This window comes from Solibacillus sp. FSL W7-1436 (genome assembly GCF_038007305.1).
Lineage (GTDB): Bacteria > Bacillota > Bacilli > Bacillales_A > Planococcaceae > Solibacillus.
In genome coordinates this window covers 3,268,936-3,286,685 of the sequence record NZ_JBBOWV010000001.1, presented here as the reverse complement: position 1 = coordinate 3,286,685, position 17,750 = coordinate 3,268,936, and the positions used below count along the sequence as shown (strand labels likewise).

Sequence of the window (17,750 nt, the reverse complement as noted above, 5' to 3'; positions counted from 1 at the left end):
GATGATGAAGAACAAACTACTGAACCTTTCTTTAAAATCCAAGTGGATGCTTGCGGTCGGTATAACGATCTTTGTAAGTTACGCCCTTATATCTGTTGTACTGTATATCGCATTGCAAACATGGCTGATTCATAATGAGGAAAAAAATGCACTGCGGACGGTTGATGATATGACAACCTACTTCGAATCACAGGGCAACACTGTTACAGTACAGGCGCTCCAAAATAACACCGCTTTGATGAAAGCTATTTTAAATCAGGAACAAACAGTGCGTGTATTTAATCTCGATGGGATTGAAGTAATGCGTATCAATGATGCTGCGCCGGCTGCACAACTGCCAAATAATCAAACTTATTTTTCAACGGTGATTGAAAAGCAGGTGATTTCAGGATCTGAAAGCTACGTCATCCACCGAGTCGTTCAAATCGGGCAATTTCAGGGGATTATGCAGCTGATCCATCCATTAGCAGCCTTTCAATCGATGATGAATTATATTTTGACGACAATTTTCATCATTGGTTTCGGTGCCATTCTATTTTCGGTTATGATCAGCTATTACTTGGCGAATATGCTGATGAAACCGCTTGTCCAGCTACGGGACGCAATGAGTTTCGTTCGAAAAAACGGGTTTACCGCACAGCCTGAATTTGATTATACGGCAAAAGATGAAATTGGTGATTTACTTCATATGTATCGTACTTTAATGAATGAACTTGAAATTTCATTTACAAAGCAGCAGCAATTTGTTGCAGACGCCTCACATGAACTGCGAACGCCGATTCAAGTAATTGAAGGTCATTTATCATTAATCAAACGGTGGGGTAAAGATGAACCGGAAGTGATGGAAGAATCATTAAACACTTCGTTAACCGAAATTGCGCGTATGAGGAAAATGATTGAGGAACTATTGCAATTGGCAAGAAGGGAGCAAGCAGATGGGCAGGCTTCAGCTGATATAGAACAAGTATACGAACAAGTAAAAGATGAATTACTGCAGCTTTATCCTGCCGTACAGTTTCATCTGACCGTTACCGGCGAGAAAACGGCTGCCTCCATTACCGAACATGCTCTAGCGCAAATCTTTAGAAATATTTTCAGTAATAGTATACGATATAATAGCAATGTACCTAATCTTCATGTAACAATCGATTACAATGAATTACAGTCGCCGATTTCAATTACGATAGAAGACAATGGAATCGGAATTTCCGAACAGCATTTACCTCATATTTTCGACCGGTTTTACCGGGTGGATGCTTCACGCACAAATAAAATTGCCGGCACTGGACTCGGATTAAGTATTACGAAGATGCTCGCAGATAAATATGAAGTGGAAATTGATGTCGAAAGTAAATTACAGAAAGGTACCTTTTTTTACCTTAAACTTCTTAAAAAATGAATAATTTTAGTCAATCTAATTACTATTTCAATAGTTCACGAAAAAAATTGCTTAATTTGATAAAAAGAGTTGTATTTTTTGTGAAGAGTAGTAAGATTGAGATGGAAAAAATGTTCTTCCGCCGTTTAAAAATGTGCTTTTAGTCCATGTGGAAGAATGATAAAATATTATTTGCTTTGTTTTGGTAGATAAAAAGAGGGTACTTAATTTATCTACTTACAAAAGAAGGTAATTTTTGTATTGCAATATACAATATTATACCTTTTTAAGTAAATTATTGGAACAGCCATAAGGCAAAATTTGGAGGTTATTTTCATGTCGAACAATGTATTACCTGCAGGTTCTCCATGGTCAGCGTTTTCTGGTCCTAACTTAGGTTATGTATTAGAGCAGTATGACTTATTCCTGCAATCTCCTGAAGAAGTGGAACCGGAACTAGTAGAATTATTCCAAGCTTACGGTGGTCCTGTATTTGCAGATGGTCAACAACCGGTTGTAACAGCAGCAGTAACAGGTACTGGAGACTACAAAAAAGTATTAGCAGCAGTTAAGTTGGCAGAATCAATTCGTGAATACGGCCATTTAGCAGCAGATTTATACCCATTAAAAAATCGTCAATTAGATACTTCACGCATTGAAGAAAGCGTATTCAATTTAACAGCAGCAGATCTACAGGCTATTCCTGCATCAGTATTTTTTGCAAATGTTCCTGCAGGTGTTACAAACGGTAAGGAAGCGATTGATTACTTAAAATCTGTTTATACAGACAAAATCGGTGTTGAAGTTGCACATTTACAAAATGCGGAAGAACGTGCTTGGATCGAAGCGCAAGTCGAAGGCGGAGCGTTCAAAAAAACGTTATCTGCTGAAGAAAAGAAAGCAGTATTAGAGCGTTTAACACGCATTGAAAACTTCGAAAAATTCATTCATAAAACATTTGTTGGTCAAAAACGTTTCTCTGGAGAAGGTTTAGATACTCAAATTATTTTATTAGATGAAATTATCAAATCATCTGAAGCTAAAGGTGTAAAAAACGTTCGAATTGGTATGGCACACCGTGGTCGTTTAAACGTATTAACTCACGTATTAAAAAAACCATACGATATGATGTTCTCTGATTTCGCCCACGTTTCTAATGATCTTTTCTTCCCTGAAGACGGTAAATTAGAAATTACAAAAGGCTGGACTGGCGACGTTAAGTATCATATGGGTGCATCATATACTCATGATTCTGGATTGAACGTGAAATTAGCCTACAACCCGTCTCACCTTGAAGTAGGGAACCCGATTGTAATCGGTTCTGTACGTGCAGCACAAGATGATGTATCAGCAGCAGGCGTTGCGAAACATGATCCATCAAATGCATTCGGTATCATCCTGCACGGTGACGCGGCATTCGCTGGTCAAGGGATTGTTACTGAAGGCTTTAACTTCTCTCAAACAGAAGGATTCACAACTGGTGGTACAGTACAGATTATCGCGAACAACATGATCGGTTTCACAACTGAATTACATGATTCACGTTCATCTATGTATTCATCTGACCCTGCAAAAGGCTATGATATTCCGGTTATTCATGTAAACGCTGACAGCCCTGAAACAGTGGCAGCTGTTGGTCGCTTTGTAGCGGAATACCGTGCGAAGTTCAAAAAGGATATCGTAATCGACCTAATCGGTTACCGCCGTTACGGTCATAACGAAACAGATGATCCGACAGTAACAAACCCTGAAACATATAAATTAGTTGCAAAACATGAGCCGATTCGTGCATTGTATGGTGCGGAATTAGCAGAAGCCGGCATTTTATCAGCGGATGAAGTAAAAGCTTTAGATACTGCTATTTATGCGGAAATGCAAGCTGCGTATGATCATGTAAAAGAAATGGCTGAAAAAGACGAGCATGTAACGCCTAATATGCCGGAAGAACTAAAAATCGAATTCCCTGAAATCGATACTAAAGTAGATGCTGAGCGTCTGGCTAAAGTTAATGAAGATTTACTTGTGTTTGCAGATGGTTTCGAACCGCAAAACAAGTTAGGGAAAATTTTAGCAAAACGCCGTGATGCTTTCGCAGATGGCAAAATTGACTGGGGTCATGCTGAAACATTAGCATATGCAACAATCACACAAGATGGCACACCGGTTCGTTTCACTGGTCAGGATGCACAGCGTGGTACGTTCTCTCAACGTCACTTAGTATTACATGATAAAAATAATGGTTCTGAATTCACACCATTGCATCACATTGAAGGTGCAAAAGCATCATTCACTGTTTACAACTCACCACTTACAGAAGCAGGTGTTGTAGGTTTTGAATACGGGTATAATTTAGAAAACCAAAATGTACTATCTGTATGGGAAGCACAATTCGGTGACTTTGCAAACATGGCGCAAGTAATGTTTGATAACTTCATTTCAAGTGCACGCGCTAAATGGGGCCAAAAATCTGGATTCGTACTTCTTTTACCACATGGTTATGAAGGTCAAGGTCCGGAACACTCATCAAGCCGTATGGAACGATTCCTGCAATTATCTGCAGAAAATAACTGGTTCGTAGCAAACTGTTCAAATGCAGGCAACTACTACCACTTATTACGCCGTCAAGCTGCATTATTAGGTACAGAAGGTGTACGTCCATTAGTAGTGGTTTCTCCAAAATCACTTTTACGTCACCCATTAGCTGCAGCTACTGCTGAACAACTTGCAAATGGTCGCTTCCAAGAAGTAATCGAGCAAGAAGGTTTAGGTAAAAACACAGAAGCGGTTGAAAAAGTAGTGCTTGGTACTGGTAAAGTAATGATCGATTTAGCTGAACGCGTGAAAGACGGCGAAGGCTTAGATCACTTACACATTGTTCGTGTGGAACAAATTTATCCATTCCCTGCACAACAAGTGAAAGATATTATCGCTCGCTTCCCGAATGTTAAAGAAATAGTTTGGGTACAGGAAGAACCGAAAAACCAAGGTTCATGGACATACGTTCTTGAAACATTATATGATATCGCAGAAGGCAAAAAAGTGCGCTATGTAGGACGTCCTGCAATGAGCTCAACTTCTGAAGGTGACGGCGATTCACATAAAGCAGCACAAGCTAAATTAGTGAACGAAGCACTTGAAAAGTAATAAATGATTTGTTTAAAAAGAGCTGCTTCTATTTAAAATAGAAGTGGCTTGCTATACAATGAATGTGTAGCGTAATTAAAGGAGGATATGAACGTGGCTGAAATTAAAGTCCCTGAATTAGCAGAATCAATTACTGAAGGTACAATTGCCCAGTGGGTGAAAAAAGTTGGAGATCGCGTAGAAAAAGGCGAATTCATCGTTGAGTTGGAAACTGATAAAGTTAATGCTGAAATCATCTCTGAAGAAGCAGGCGTTTTAAAGCAAATTTTAGCTGAAGAAGGCGATACTGTATTAGTTGGACAAGTAATCGCAGTAGTTGAAGCTGGCGAAGGCGCAGCACCTGCACCAGCTGCTAAAGAAGAAGCTCCAGCAAAAGAGGAAGCTCCGGCTCCAGCAAAAGAAGAAGCACCTAAAGCAGCACCTGCACCAGTTGCAGTTGAAGAAACTTCAGGTGAGCGTGTAATCGCTTCACCAGCAGCTCGTAAATTAGCTCGTGAAAAAGGCATCGACTTAGCAGCAATTTCACCTGTTGATCCACAAGGTCGTGTACGTGTACAAGACGTTGCAGCACATGGTACAGCACCAGCGGCTCCTGCAGCACCAGCAGCTCAAGCGCCAGCAGCAGGTAATGGTCCAATGATCTTTACACCAGCAGCTGATACAGACCGTGTAACAGTTGAAAAAATGAGCCGTCGTCGTCAAACAATTGCTAAACGTTTATTAGAAGTAAAACAATCAACAGCAATGTTAACTACTTTCAACGAAATTGATATGACGAACATTATGGCATTACGTAAGCGTAAACAAGATGAGTTCGTGAAAGCTAACGATATTAAACTAGGCTTCATGTCATTCTTCACAAAAGCTGTAGTAGCAGCATTAAAGAAATATCCATATGTAAATGCACAAATTAACGGTGACGAAATTCACTTAAACAACTTCTTTGATATCGGTATTGCTGTATCAACTGAAGAAGGTTTAGTAGTACCGGTTGTTCGTGATGCAAATGCGAAAAACTTCGCTGAAATCGAGAAAAACATTGCAGAATTAGCTGGTAAAGCACGCGACAAAAAATTAGGCTTAAACGACATGGCTGGCGGATCGTTCACAATCACAAACGGTGGTGTATTCGGTTCATTAATGTCAACACCAATCATGAACGGTACTCAAGCTGGTATTTTAGGTATGCACTCAATCGTAAACCGTCCAGTAGCTGTTAATGGTGAAGTTCAAATTCGTCCAATGATGTATGTAGCATTATCTTACGACCACCGTATCATCGATGGTAAAGATTCTGTTGGCTTCTTAAAAACAGTTAAAGAAATGATCGAAAACCCAGAAGATTTATTATTAAATTCTTAATAGAGTTTACTCTCCTAATGCGCGATACTTTACGTATTGCGCATTAGCTTTTTTTTACAGATAAATTTCAGAAAAATGATTGTTGACGGAAATGTCGCAATAATGTAATATAAACATATCAATTTCATATCAAAACCTCACAATCTCGTGAGGTAGAGGCGCGATACTTAATAGTTTTATATGGAGCCATGAGCTGGCCGGGAAATATAAGAGAAGGAAATATCGCCGAAGTGTTGTAAACGCTCAAATTTACAATGCTGGGTCTGCAGTGAATAATTGCAGAACTGTCTCAATCATCTATATCCCTGATGGTTGAGTTGTGCTATCTCAAAATGGGAACTGTAGAGGATTCGGGCTAATTATAATTTAAACGACCTAAAGTTCTTCTTTATGGTCGTTTTTTGCATATACGGCGTCCGAAAATTAACAAATAAGGAGAGATTTTCTATGAAAAAGAGACTATTGATTTTATTGACTGCTATGACAATGTTATTGCTGGCAGCATGTGGTTCAAGCGATGAAGGTACTACAAGCGGTTCCGATTCGGATAAAAAAGTGATTAAAATCGGTATGGAAGCAGCCTATGCGCCTTTCAACTGGTCACAAAAGGATGATGCTAATGGCGGAGTTCAGATTGCAGGTTCTAAGGAATATGCAGCAGGCTATGATGTGGAAATTGCGAAAAAAATTGCAGAAGGTCTGGACATGGAATTACAAATTGTTAAAACAGACTGGGATGGCTTAATCCCATCATTGCAATCGGGTGCCATTGACCTGGTAATTGCGGGTATGTCACCAATGCCTGAACGTATGGAAGTAATTGATTTTACAGAAAACTATTACACTAGTGACTATGTCATTGTTGTAAAAGAAGACGGCCCTTATGCAAATGCAACTTCATTATCAGACTTTGCAGGTGCAAAAATTACAGGTCAGCAAGCGACAACACACTATGATGTAATCGATCAAATCGAAGGTGTTCAAAAGCAAGTAGCGGCAACTGATTTCGGTGCAATGCGCGTTCAATTACAGTCTGGTGCAATCGATGGATATGTATCAGAACGTCCGGAAGGTATCTCTGCTGAGATGGCGCTGAATAATATTAAATACATTGTCCCTGAACCAAACTTCGAAGCAGACGAAGCGTCAACAGCTGTAGCGGTAGGTTTGAAAAAAGGTTCGGATTTACGTGAACAAATTAACAAAGTTTTAGCTGAAATTTCGGAAGAAGAGCGTCAACAATTAATGGAAGACGCAATTGCAAATCAACCAGCAGCACAATAATCGTGTAGCATTAACAGTTTTAATGAGGTTGTCTTGCCGGCAGACGGAAGACAACCTTTTTCTATTAAAATTATGGTTTCATACATAAATAGTAGAAACAAAGAAATGGAGGACAAGGCGATGGCATTTTTAGAATCATCATGGAACTTGTTTACGGACAACTGGGAGTTATTTGTACGCGGAGCTTGGACTGCACTTCTCTTGGCGATAATCGGGACAATTTGCGGAACACTGATCGGATTTTTCATCGGAATTATGCACACAATTCCACAACGCAAGAAAAATATTAAAACAGCTGTTCTGAAAGTCATTAATTTTATTTTAACAGCTTATGTTGAAATTTTCAGAGGTACGCCAATGATGGTACAGGCGATGGTCGTATTTTACGGTCTTGTCTATTTAGGAATCGATATTGACCGCTTTTTAGCAGCTTCAATCGTTATCAGCTTAAACACAGGAGCCTACATGGCCGAATATGTGCGTGGTGGTATCGTATCGATTGATAAAGGCCAATTCGAGGCTGCACAAGCGATTGGAATGAATCACCTGCAAACGATGATTCATATTGTTCTGCCGCAAGTAGCGCGCAATATTTTACCTGCAACAGGAAATCAGTTTGTAATGAATATTAAAGATTCATCTGTATTAAGTGTCATTTCGGTAGTGGAACTGTTCTTTACGGCGAATTCGATTGCGGGCAGTAACTATAAATATATTGAAGCGTTCTTTATCGCGACGGTATTATACTTTATTATGACATTTACTGTAACGCGCTTCTTGCTGTTGTTCGAGAAAAAGATGGACGGACCGTCTTCGTATAAAGTGGAGCTCATTACAGGCAACAAGCTAGATAAGGATGGTGAATAAGATGACAGTAGTAATTGATATTAACCATTTAAATAAAAAATTCGGCGATCACGAAGTATTGAAAGATGTCAATTTTCAAGTAAACAAAGGGGAAGTTGTTACATTGATCGGTTCTTCAGGTTCCGGGAAATCAACACTGTTACGCTGTATTAATTTACTGGAAACACCGACAGCCGGGGAAATAATCTACAATGGTGAAAATATTCTAAATGACGGTCATCAGATTGAAAAGTACCGTACGCATTTAGGGATGGTATTCCAGCAGTTTAATCTGTTCAATAATTTGGATGTATTAAATAACTGTATCGTTGGCCAAATCAAAGTGCTAAAGCGTTCAAAGGATGAAGCAGCACGCAATGCGATGAAATATTTGGAGCTTGTCGGAATGAGCGCCTATAAAAATGCAAAACCGAAACATTTATCCGGTGGACAGAAACAGCGTGTCGCCATCGCACGGGCATTGGCGATGGATCCGGATGTCATGCTGTTTGATGAACCGACATCAGCACTTGATCCTGAAATGGTAGGGGAAGTATTAAAAGTAATGCGCCATCTCGCAGACCAGGGAAATACGATGCTGATCGTGACACATGAAATGGAATTCGCCAAGGAAGTATCGGACCGGATTGTATTCATGGATAAAGGGGTTATCGTTGAGGAAGGCCCACCGGAACAATTGCTGGTAAACCCGAAACACGACCGGACAAAAGAGTTCCTGAAACGGACATTACGGTAAAAGAAATAAGGCTGGGACATAAGCAGAATTACCGTTGAATAAGAAGAAACTCTTTATTAAGAAACGGATATTTTAAAAAATTGATTGGAATGCAGGGCGACTCCTACGGGAACAGCACGACGCCTGAGACTACAGGCTCAGGCCGTGCCCGTGGAAAGCGTCCCGAAATGGAAATCAATTTTAACGCTTAGCAAAAAAAACTATTTTTCTCTCAGAGAAAAATAGTTTTTTTGGGTTATGTCCCGGCCTCATTTTCGTGAGTTCCATTCGCTTATTAAAATAAATACAATTGCAAAAGCAATTACAATTGCGAAAAACCACATTGGAAGACTACCAAATGCCATAATTTCCACCTCTGTTTGTGAGTTTAACATGGAAAAGTTGTTCTATCAAATATCGGAAACAACGTTAAATTAAAACTAATCCTATGTATGAGGCTTTCATATATTTATATAAGAAGCATGAAAAGTCGATTTTTACTACAACGCGCTTTCCACTGGCAGGAAAATCATATAAAATAGGAGAGTATCGATATTAGTTAAAAGTGAGGGAACAACATGCTACATTTAAATTGGAAAGATGCACCGACAATTCGCACAGTTAAGTGTGTACATACAGATGCATCGAAATATTTAGTATCAAACGTATTAACGGTAGGCAAGGAATATGAAGTAAAAAACGAAACAGAAGAATTCATCTTTGTAATCGACAACACAGGTGAAGTTGGCGGATTCTACAAAGAATACTTCGCTTAGAAAATAAAAGGTGTGCGAAAAGTCATAACGGCTTTTCTCACACCTTTTTTATTTCTGTTCCAGTATCGTATGCTCGATTTCATGGCGCTTTTCGTCTGTCTGTACATGCACGCGTAATGTATCTTCAATATCGTGCAGCAGTTGCAATTGGGTTTGTTTAAACCGGTCAATATCATTATGTGATAATGCCGGGCGATTCGCTGCCTTTTTGGACACTTCCAGCATCTTGCCGTTTTTACGCATCAACTGTTCCGATGCATCCATAAGTCGTTCCTGGGACCTTATCGCACGACGCTGGTTGTTCATATTTAATAACATCGCTATTTGCGACTGCCATAAAGGGATGGTCGTCATAATCGAACTTTGGATTTTTTCAATCAGCATTTGATTCGTTTGCTGAATCATCCGGATTTGCGGTGCATATTGAATTGCCACTTCCCGCGATAGTTCCAGATCATACATACGACGGTCAATCCACTCGATCTGCATTTCAATATCTTTCAATTCATGCTGTTTAAACGGGTTTTGTCCATCGACAATTTCTTTTTGCAGTGCTGGTAAGATAACATCTCGCATATGCTGCTTTTTAATTTCTAGTGTGGCAATATAAATATTGATTTCCTGGAAATAATCTTCATTGATCGCATATAGTTTATTTAGAAACTGGTAATCATTCAATAATGCATTTTGATTATATTCCAGTTGGATGCTTAAGCGATCAATGCGTTTACTCAACTTATTGTAATGGGTCATAATCTCTTGAATGGACTGTGTGGAACGGCTGAACAGTTTGGCAAAAAACCCTTTTTCCTGTTCGACTAGCGCATCCGGATCAATCATCTCCAAATGCTGCATCAGATCGGATAATACTTCACCGACTTTCCGTACATCTTTGCGCTGAATATACTGCAGCATCTGGGTCGTGAATTTTTTCAGTGCTTCCTGTGCAGGTAAACCAAATGCCAGAACCGTTTCGTAATTTTTTGGCTCAAGATTTTGGGCTAATTGCAGCGCCCGTTGTTTCATATCATTTGATAATGATGCGAAAAGCGGTGAGGCTGCATTGTTTGCAACATTCACCGCAAATTGTTCTTTACTTACTTGCAAGTCTACATTTTCACTTGCTGTAAAGGCATCAAATGGATTGTTTGTCATATTCATATATTACTCACCGCCGATTTTTAATCGATCTTTACGCTTTTCATTCGACAATTTTGCAAAGTCGAGTTCAATTTTCAAGTTTTCGATATCCGAAGATAACGCACTTTTCAAATCAGATTCCATCGTAATTTGCAGCTCTTTTAAAGTTCTGCGCGTATCTTCCAACGCTAAATGCACTTCCGTACCAGGTACTTGTTCTTTTGTCAGCAACGTGTATTTATCGGAAAGCTGTACGGCTGACGGCAAGTGTGCATAGAAGAAATCTTCCACCGCATAGAACTTGTGCGGGTTTGTCTGCACAATATTGATAATGCGTTTTGCCAATTTAGACATTTCATTTATTTGTTTGAAGGAACGTACCGAACGCACTCTGACATACTGCTGATTTAATGCCTGAATATGTGAACGGGCCTGTTTTAATTGTGCTTCGATTAAATTGTATTCCGATTTGGGAAGCCCAATTTTTTTACTCTGTGTTGTTTTCTGAATGGCGTAAGTAACTTTATTACTTATGAAATATGCTGCCGCTCCAAGAGGTAATGCCAGCATCGTAGTTATGCCGGTAAAATTAACAAACGTAAGTGTGGCTGCTGTCGAAAAAACTAATACATTAATTAGATGCCGTGTTAGAAAATTTATAGGACCAAGCATTTTCATACCTCCTTTACTCGATACTATTGATACGTATGAAACGTAAAAAAGTTTCAGTATTACTTACTTTATTGCAGAAAAATCAGCGAAATTAATTATTTCAAATCACATATTTCAAACGAAATTGTAATAACGGCTTTTTACTAATCGTAACAAGTTTTCGCTCTATTAAAAAGTAAAAAGATTTGAAAAACCGGACAATTATTATGATTTCCATACTTACCCTTTTTATAATGAGCATTATTAGACATCGCGGACAAAAGTGTATAAAATATAGAGAAAGAAAGGATAATGTATATGTATAAAATTATTTATATGAAGGCAGATTATGAGCCTTGGTGGCAATTTGACGGTTGGGAAGAGTATATCGTATCAACGGAGCAATATGATACAGAGCATCAATTCCAAATGGCATTGAATCATTTGCTTGCTCAGTTTCGAAACAAATATGAGTTTGAAGCACATAAAAATGAACGATTTTATGCATTTTGGTCTGAAGACGAATGTGAATTTTGTGAAGCCTGTGATGATGATGCCCAAATTTACCATGGCATTATCGTATTAACGCCAGAAGCTATTACACAATAATTACATTTGATTGAAAATTTGCTTAATTTACCAAATGGTAATTGACAGTCATTATTATGATATATATACTATATTTAACAATTGAAAGATTGACCGAATACAATGGCTTCACATATTACAAACAGTAATCGAGTTAGTGGATCGGTACTCTTGTAATATGTGTTTTTTTATTTGGTTTTTTAATTGTTAACTTTTATTTTTGGAGGTATTTATTGATGAAACAAGGTACAGTAAAATGGTTTAACTCAGAAAAAGGTTTTGGCTTCATCGAAGTAGAAGGGGAAAACGATGTATTCGTACACTTCTCTGCAATTCAAGGTGAAGGTTTCAAGACATTAGAAGAAGGACAACAAGTGGAATTCGAAGTTGTAGATGGCAACCGTGGACCACAAGCATCTAATGTAATCAAACTATAATCGTACAAATTCCGAAGCTGCGTATCATTGTACGCAGCTTTTTATTTGTATGACAAATATTTACATATAATGATATAATTTATGGAAAACTGAAGGAAGGTTGAGATTCCAATAAGAAAAGTACATAGTTTAAGTACTAAGAAAAAAAGATTATTAACATGGGGAATTATTATTATTTTAGTATTGGCTGGTTTGTTTGCAACGTTTTATGAGAAAAAGCAAAGTAAGGAAAGCGATGAACAAGTGAACGTTCTTGCGGAAAGTCAAGATTATAAAAAATCCCTAATCGAGACATATTTAAAAATTAATCAATATGAGAAATTCTACCGAGACGGAAATATACGATCAAAAGAAGCGGTAAAGTCTTCTGCACTGAATGAAGCGATATCTAAATATGCACTGATCGATTATTTACAGCAGCAAAATATTACGTTAAGTGATGAAAAGCGCCAATTACAGCTGAAAATTTTAGAAGAGCAAATTACATATGATATGCAAAATCCACTATTAAAACAATATTTTGAGAAGATGTTCCAAGAGCTTGAAATTAGCAAACAGGACTATATCGAGGAATATTTACTTGTTAATAAAGAACATGAAATTTTAGAAAGGAATATGCATGATTCGGGTACAATTTATTCAAAAGGCGACCAGGAAGACTGGTATGCAAAGAAGTTGGGAATATCTTTCGATTATCAGGAATATTTAGCTTTAAGTGAATTTATTCATATCGATTCTACTGGGACAGATTTAGATTTGCCTTTTGCAGTTTCTAATCATTATCTTGATTTTGCTAAAAATCAGGCTGGAGAAATCATTCTTGCTGTTGAGGATTTAGACCGGCATCGGTTTACAGAAGAGCAATCCCGTTTGATTTATTTGATAGAAAAAGAGAACAACTTTCAGGAATTGTCGCGGCATAGTTTCAAACAGTATCAAAATGCATTAGAGCAAGAAGCAACTGCAGGAAATGAAAATAGTATAGTTGTGAGCGATTTGCTGAAACTATTTGAAATTGCGGAGAAGAGTATAGATTGGGAACTAGGTGAAGAGTTAAATTATCAGTTCAATGAAATACCTTCATTTGATCCAAGTAAGTTGAGGAAGCATAAGGGTATCACGTTACAGTTGTTGGAATATGAAAATTATCACTTGGATGAAAACATCCCTGATAAATTTTTTGCTTATCGAATTGCCAATGAAAAAATAGGGGAGATGTATGGATTATTTAATTATTTGAAGCAGGATTTCGAAATTGAATTAAATGAAGCGGCTCGTATCAATGCGCGTAAACAGATTGAAAAGTCATTAGCAGAGCAAATGGAAAATCCTTATTTTAAAAAATATATGGATGATGTACTGAAGAATTTTGAGATTCCATTATCTACGTATATCGATGATTATTTGTTAGTAAAGGAAGAATATCAACTGCTTTTAGAGCAAATGAATGAACAAAATATCGGTCTTGATACAAATCGGCGCTATAATAAAGGTTGGATCGAAGCGCGTTACCGAATGGCTGCAAACTTCACATGGGAATATAAATTCGATAAAATGTGGTCGATGAATGATGAGGAAATTGTTGATGCGCTGGAGCCACAACCTGATTTATCTTTTTCTATACCGGAATATGCACCACAGATTGGTAAGAATATTAAAGGGCAATATGTTTTCACTGAGCGTTACCCGCTTACGGTCTATTTGTCGGATGAACAGCAAATATTTTTTGATCTGCTTGTGCAAACATTTGATTTACCGGTCCTTTCCCGTTATTCAATTACACAATATATAGACAAACTGGATCAATTAAAGGCGGATGAAACAAAGAAAAAACAATTGCTTGAACTACTCGACATTTATAAAAATACGATTACAGAATAAGTTTCCAAATAAAAAGAAGGAGGGCAGAATAACTGCCTCCTTCTTTTTCGTTTATTAGTTTAAGCCTTGTGCATCTTTCCACTCTAGATACTCATCATATGTTAATGGTTTGTCTAAAATAGAACCGTCTTCACGGATTTCGATGACACGGTTTGCGATTGTTTGAATGAATTGGTGGTCATGTGATGTAAAGATCATCGCACCTTTGAAGCGGATTAAGCCTTCATTCAATGCTTGGATTGACTCAAGGTCCAAGTGGTTTGTTGGCTCATCCAATAATAATACGTTCGAGTTTGAAAGCATCATTTTAGAAAGCATACAGCGCACTTTTTCACCACCGGATAATACAGACGGAGATTTCTTCACTTCTTCACCAGAGAACAGCATACGGCCTAAGAAACCACGTAGGAACGATTCTGTTTCATCTTCAGGAGAATAAGGGCGTAACCATTCAACTAATGACTTTTCGTTACCTCCGAAGTATTGGTCATGATCCATTTCGAAGTAGCTTTGAGATGTTGTAACACCCCATTTGTATGTTCCTGCATCAGCTTTTTGACGATCCATTAAAATATCCATTAATGCTGATTTCGCATTCGGAGAACCTAGAAGGATGATTTTATCTTCTTTGTTCATAGAGAAGCGGATATCTTTGAATAAAATTTCGCCATCTTGTGAAGCTGTTAAACCATCGACTGTTAATACATCATTCCCGATTTCACGACCAGCTTGGAAGTTAATGAACGGGTACTTACGGCTTGATGGACGGATGTCATCCAGCTCAATTTTATCAAGCATTTTTTTACGGGAAGTTGCTTGAGAAGATTTCGATGCGTTTGCAGAGAAACGTGCAACGAATTCTTTTAATTCTTTAATTTTTTCTTCTTTTTTCTTGTTTTGGTCAGCCATCATTTTTTGAGCTAATTGACTAGACTCATACCAGAAATCGTAGTTCCCAACATAAAGCTGAATTTTACCAAAGTCTAAGTCTGCGATATGTGTACATACTTTATTTAAGAAGTGACGGTCATGGGATACAACGATAACTGTGTTTTCAAAGTTAATTAAAAACTCTTCCAGCCATTTAATCGCTTTTAAGTCCAAGTGGTTGGTAGGCTCATCCAGCAGTAATACGTCCGGCTTACCAAATAACGCCTGCGCCAGTAATACTTTTACTTTGTCAGAACCTTCTAAGTCAGCCATCATCATGTAGTGCAAGTCATCACCGATACCTAGACCGTTTAAAAGTGTGGCAGCATCAGATTCAGCTTCCCAACCGTTCATGTCAGCGAATTCGCCTTCAAGTTCAGCAGCACGCATACCATCTTCGTCTGTCATTTCCGGTTTCATGTAGATTGCATCTTTTTCGGCTTTTACTTCCCAAAGACGTTTGTTACCCATTACAACTGTATCTAATACGTTGAATTCATCGTATTCGAAGTGGTTTTGCTTTAATACTGAAAGACGCTCATCTTTACCCATTGATACGTGGCCTTCTTGTGCCTCAATATCACCAGATAAGATTTTTAAGAACGTCGATTTACCAGCACCGTTTGCTCCAATTAGACCATAACAGTTACCTGGTGTGAATTTAATATTTACATCGTCAAATAATTTACGGTCACCATAACGTAGACCTACACCTGATACTTGAATCATGCAAGTACCTCCTTGAATTGTTTCTTTGTATTTTCGATTGCTTAAAAAAGAGAATTCTCTTTTGCACACAATGTTTCTATTATAGCATGTCTTATAGTTAAATTAAATAACAGCGCATCGGAAATAAATGATTGTACTAAGCAGAATCATTTAGCTGTCACACAATTCCAGTCCGTTTTACTATTGCATTATGAAAAGAGAATCGAGGAATGAATTATGAAGCAATTATCAAAATGGAAATCTGTATTCATTATTTTTTCCATTATACTTGTTTCCATCAATCTGCGTCCGGCGATTACTTCTGTAGGTCCGATTTTATCGACGATTAGGGATGCTTTACAAGTTTCAAGTACCCATATGAGTTTACTGACATCGATCCCGGTATTTTGTATGGGGTTGTTTGCACCGCTTGCCGTTCCAATACAAAAAAAATACGGCTATCGCTGGTCGGTAACAGTTTTAACGGCATTAATAGGTCTTGCTACAGCGGCAAGAATCCTATTTTCAAATTATAGTGCTCTAGTAATGACGAGCTTTTTGGCGGGTTTTGCCATCGCTATCATCAGTCCGATTATAAACGCCTATATAAAAGAAATGTTTCCGACAAAAATGGAACCGGTTATTGGAGTCTATTCTTTCGCGATGGGGTTCGGGGCTACTCTAAGTGCCGGGTTCACGGCTATTATTTATAAAAACTTCGATGGAAATTGGGCCCTGGCGTTAGGTATTTGGGGTGTTTTGGCAATTATCGCAATGATCGGCTGGTTCACTACAGTGGAGGAGTCGCATGTTACATCCATCAGAAGTTCTCAAAACGAAGAAAAGCGGAATCCGTGGAAAAATAAAGTAGCATGGTCAATTCTTCTATACTTCGGTTTCCAAACATCCCTGTTCTTCAGTTTGACGACATGGCTCACTTCTGTTGCATTGGAGCAGGGGATGGCATTGTTGACGGCGGGTTCTGTATTAACATTGATGACAATCGTTCAGTTGGCAGGAAATTTACTCATTCCGTCTCTCGTTAACCGTTATCCTAATCGAATTATTTGGCTGCACAGTCTGATTTTGATTGGATTGGTCGGTTCGGCCATCTTCTTTATCAATCAGAATTGGGCAATTTGGGCCAGCGCAGTGATATTCGGTTTTGTTCTCAGCGGATTATTCCCGATCGGGTTAATGCTGCCTTTGGATGAAGCAAAAAATAAAGCCGAAGCAAACGAATGGAGTTCAATGGTATTGTCAGGCGGTTTTATGATGAGTGCGGTAGTCCCGCTTATCATTGGAATTGTGTATGATATGACTGGTACACATTATGTAACGAAGTGGATTATCGTCATATTATTCGTTTTTATGTCACTTTCGATCATCGGAATGCAAAGACAAAAGAAAGCAGTATAATGGGGAAGTGTCTGAATCCGTTCAGTCACTTCTTTTTTTAGAGTCTTTTTAGTTTACATAATACTGTTATGGTTAATTAGAATTTTAGCGGTTTTATTAGAAGATTGCAGGGTGTTATTAGAACAATTCGGGGCGATATTAGAAGATTTTAAAAAGAAATTAGAAGAATGCGTTCAAATCACTGCTTTTAACAGGGGATTCGGTAAGGGAGTAGTATGCTTTGGCTTTTATTAGAACAACACAGCGTTATATTAGAAAAAGTCAGGATGATATTAGAACATCTGTAAGCGATATTGGAACTTCCTTTACACTTAATAGAACATTCACAGCATTTATAAGAAAATCGGCATTTTATTCGAAAAAATATAATGATATTAGAACAATTCTGATGATATTAGAAAATCCAACCACGAAATCGCCTAGTTTCTCATAAGAAAAGACAAAAGGGAACAACTATCACATAAAACATA

At 38.1% G+C, this 17,750-nt stretch carries 14 protein-coding genes and 1 riboswitch; of the genes, 11 read left to right on the top strand and 3 right to left on the bottom strand.

Annotation, left to right across the window (positions count from 1 at the left end; all coding sequences use genetic code 11):
- Window position 1 precedes the first annotated feature (1 nt).
- From MKX73_RS16190 to MKX73_RS16160, 7 genes are all read left to right on the top strand, one after another.
- Window positions 2-1,399 carry a HAMP domain-containing sensor histidine kinase gene (locus MKX73_RS16190; protein ID WP_340718348.1) on the top strand — a complete coding sequence of 466 codons (1,398 nt, stop codon included), beginning with the start codon at window positions 2-4 and terminating at the stop codon, window positions 1,397-1,399.
- A 315-nt stretch (window positions 1,400-1,714) separates the two neighbouring features.
- Entirely contained in the window at window positions 1,715-4,522 is a 2,808-nt protein-coding gene (locus MKX73_RS16185; RefSeq protein ID WP_340718347.1) for a 2-oxoglutarate dehydrogenase E1 component, read from the top strand.
- A gap of 93 nt (window positions 4,523-4,615) precedes the next feature.
- Complete coding sequence (gene odhB / locus MKX73_RS16180) at window positions 4,616-5,884, top strand: 2-oxoglutarate dehydrogenase complex dihydrolipoyllysine-residue succinyltransferase (protein ID WP_340718346.1); 1,269 nt, start codon at window positions 4,616-4,618, stop codon at window positions 5,882-5,884.
- A 145-nt stretch (window positions 5,885-6,029) separates the two neighbouring features.
- A riboswitch (Lysine riboswitch) is annotated at window positions 6,030-6,217 on the top strand.
- Between the two features lie 114 nt (window positions 6,218-6,331).
- Window positions 6,332-7,168, top strand: a complete 837-nt coding sequence (locus MKX73_RS16175) for a transporter substrate-binding domain-containing protein (protein ID WP_340718345.1) — start codon at window positions 6,332-6,334, stop codon at window positions 7,166-7,168.
- A gap of 120 nt (window positions 7,169-7,288) precedes the next feature.
- Window positions 7,289-8,035 (top strand): amino acid ABC transporter permease, encoded by a 747-nt coding sequence (locus MKX73_RS16170; protein ID WP_340718344.1) that lies wholly within the window; start codon window positions 7,289-7,291, stop codon window positions 8,033-8,035.
- 1 nt (window position 8,036) lies between these two features.
- Window positions 8,037-8,771: an amino acid ABC transporter ATP-binding protein gene (locus MKX73_RS16165; protein WP_340718343.1), complete on the top strand. Its 735-nt coding sequence runs from the start codon at window positions 8,037-8,039 to the stop codon at window positions 8,769-8,771.
- Between the two features lie 557 nt (window positions 8,772-9,328).
- The gene (locus MKX73_RS16160) at window positions 9,329-9,526 is read left to right on the top strand and encodes a DUF6501 family protein (RefSeq protein WP_079526794.1); all 198 of its coding nucleotides are present in this window, start codon (window positions 9,329-9,331) and stop codon (window positions 9,524-9,526) included.
- A gap of 48 nt (window positions 9,527-9,574) precedes the next feature.
- On the opposite strand, the gene MKX73_RS16155 is transcribed toward MKX73_RS16160, so the two are convergent.
- Window positions 9,575-10,687 (bottom strand): toxic anion resistance protein, encoded by a 1,113-nt coding sequence (locus MKX73_RS16155; RefSeq protein ID WP_340718342.1) that lies wholly within the window; start codon window positions 10,685-10,687, stop codon window positions 9,575-9,577.
- A gap of 3 nt (window positions 10,688-10,690) precedes the next feature.
- Window positions 10,691-11,338 carry a 5-bromo-4-chloroindolyl phosphate hydrolysis family protein gene (locus MKX73_RS16150; RefSeq protein WP_340718341.1) on the bottom strand — a complete coding sequence of 216 codons (648 nt, stop codon included), beginning with the start codon at window positions 11,336-11,338 and terminating at the stop codon, window positions 10,691-10,693.
- Between the two features lie 297 nt (window positions 11,339-11,635).
- Here MKX73_RS16150 and MKX73_RS16145 point away from each other — a divergent pair, with 297 nt between their 5' ends.
- The 3 genes from MKX73_RS16145 (at window position 11,636) to MKX73_RS16135 (ending at window position 14,223) form a co-directional block, all read left to right on the top strand.
- Window positions 11,636-11,926, top strand: coding sequence for a DUF1033 family protein (locus tag MKX73_RS16145; RefSeq protein ID WP_251687892.1), 291 nt, complete (start codon window positions 11,636-11,638; stop codon window positions 11,924-11,926).
- Window positions 11,927-12,141: 215 nt separating this feature from the next.
- Window positions 12,142-12,342 (top strand): cold-shock protein, encoded by a 201-nt coding sequence (locus tag MKX73_RS16140; RefSeq protein WP_079526785.1) that lies wholly within the window; start codon window positions 12,142-12,144, stop codon window positions 12,340-12,342.
- A 192-nt stretch (window positions 12,343-12,534) separates the two neighbouring features.
- Window positions 12,535-14,223: a hypothetical protein gene (locus MKX73_RS16135; RefSeq protein WP_340718340.1), complete on the top strand. Its 1,689-nt coding sequence runs from the start codon at window positions 12,535-12,537 to the stop codon at window positions 14,221-14,223.
- A 54-nt stretch (window positions 14,224-14,277) separates the two neighbouring features.
- Here the strand turns inward: MKX73_RS16135 and MKX73_RS16130 are convergent, their stop codons facing one another.
- Complete coding sequence (locus MKX73_RS16130; RefSeq protein WP_340718339.1) at window positions 14,278-15,882, bottom strand: ABC-F family ATP-binding cassette domain-containing protein; 1,605 nt, start codon at window positions 15,880-15,882, stop codon at window positions 14,278-14,280.
- 216 nt (window positions 15,883-16,098) lie between these two features.
- Between MKX73_RS16130 and MKX73_RS16125 the strand changes: the two genes are divergently transcribed.
- Window positions 16,099-17,280, top strand: coding sequence for an MFS transporter (locus MKX73_RS16125; protein ID WP_340718338.1), 1,182 nt, complete (start codon window positions 16,099-16,101; stop codon window positions 17,278-17,280).
- The last annotated feature ends 470 nt before the right edge of the window (window positions 17,281-17,750 follow it).